3 protein-coding genes are annotated in these 1825 nt (G+C 34.2%); all 3 read right to left on the bottom strand.

Annotated features, from left to right (window positions below; translation table 11 throughout):
• Positions 1 to 457, bottom strand: a 457-nt coding sequence (locus ACGH4F_RS09510; protein ID WP_411591008.1) for a hypothetical protein, incomplete at its 3' end; no start/stop codon positions are given.
• Positions 458 to 466: 9 nt separating this feature from the next.
• A complete protein-coding gene (locus ACGH4F_RS09515) occupies positions 467 to 1144 on the bottom strand; it encodes a hypothetical protein (protein WP_411591010.1) in 678 nt (225 codons plus the stop codon).
• Positions 1145 to 1163: 19 nt separating this feature from the next.
• The coding region (locus ACGH4F_RS09520; protein WP_411591012.1) for a hypothetical protein at positions 1164 to 1825 on the bottom strand (662 nt) is incomplete at its 5' end.

The following is a 1825-nucleotide window of genomic DNA, read 5'->3' on the forward strand; positions in this document are numbered from 1 at the left end:
ACGTTTTTTCTGTTATATCTTTTACTTTTACTATTTTTTTAGGGCCATAGCAAAATGAACTATTGTAAAAAGGTTTCCTTCCGCTATTCCCTCTATTATCAATAGATTGAAACCAGTATTCACGTCCCAAATCGGTTAAGTCATAGCGATAAATGCCTGATTGACCTTCTACCGGTGTTTGGCTTAATAAGCCTAATTCAGCAAACAGTGGTAAGGTTCGTGTCAGGTCTTCTTTATTCCAAACCGTCCATTGACTGTCACTTTCTAATACCGGTTCATCAGTATACGGAAGTTTTACTGAACCGAGATAATAGCATAAATTGCCTTTGGTTTTGGTTAACGACATTGACCTTTCATATTCTTTTTGAATGTGCTCTCTTAGTTTTTCTTTGTTATAACAACCTAACAGTGAACAGGTGATTAATGTCAGTAAGGTGAATTTAGTTAATTTTTTCATTGTGTGCTTCTAAGGTTTAATTAGTAAATAGGCTAAAGCTTCATGATATAACTCACCGTCATCGCCTTTTATAAAAGTAACAGTTTCTGGATAATTTTTTCCTGGCAATTTTACTTTTACTGTATATAAGGCATTAAGCTTATCTTGATTATTTAATGCCCAATCAGGCGTATCTAATACCTGATAATCAATTTTTACATCCACATTTGTTTGATTTTTTCGATATAACCCACTTTCATACGTTTTTTCTGTTATATCTTTTACTTTCACTATTTTTTTAGGGCCATAGCAAAATGAACTATTATAAATAAGGTCTTTATCTCTATCATCAATAGATTGAAACCAGTATTCACGCCCCAAATCGGTTAAGTCATAGCGATAAATGCCTGATTGCCCTTCTACTGGCGTTTGGCTTAATAAGCCTAATTCTGCAAACAACGGTAACGTTTTAAATAATCTATTTTTATTCCAAATATCCCACTGAATATCACTTTCTAATACCGGTTCATCCGTATACGGTAGTTTTACTGAACCGAGAAAATAGCAAAAGTCACCTTTAGTTTTGGTGATTGATCTTGCCCTATCATATTCTTTTTGAATATGCTCTCTTAGTTTTTCTTTGTTATAACAACCTAACAGTGAACAGGTGATTAATGTTAGTAAGGTGAATTTAGTTAATGTTTTCAATGTGGTTCTCCTGATATTCTTAAAATCCGCCCAATTTGGAGTGATGATGTTTGTAACTGTCAATAAACACCAACGGTTTATTGGTGACGGTTTGATTTTTGCTATTTGTCGACGTTTTGCCCTGTGGCCAGTAATTAATTTGTAAATAAAGCTCTTCAATGCCGTCATAACAAAATTCGCCCATTTTATAAACAATTTTAAAATAACCTAATTTTTTAAATGTTTCTTTATCAATCGCATCACCATAGGCTTCAACTTTACCTATTTGACTTATTTCTAAACTATCTTCATCTGTTTCAGGCTTTAATGGGACTTCCCGTTTAATTAATAAATCCGTGGCTGAGCTATCGGCAAAGGTTAAAATTGGGTATAAATCTCCTTTGCTTATGTGCAAGGTAATGGGCTCTTGATAGTCATGATTATAAGCGCGAAGCACCCCTTCGTAATGACTCACTTTTGGTTTGTAATGGGGCAATGCCACCGACAGATAAATTTCGCGGCATCGGGGCTTAATTAATGTTTCCAATACATGCGCAGGGAGAGAGCTATTTTTGACATCTTCCAAATATTTACGCATTTTTTTGACATAATAAATCTTCTTTTTTTCTAACTGAATAGCAACATTAGCACCAAACATGGCAACCATAAAGTCATTAATTGCCATTGCCATACTGTCAAACG

Origin of the sequence: Gilliamella sp. CG35 (assembly GCF_046635745.1) — a bacterium.
Lineage (GTDB): Bacteria > Pseudomonadota > Gammaproteobacteria > Enterobacterales > Orbaceae > Gilliamella > Gilliamella apicola_I.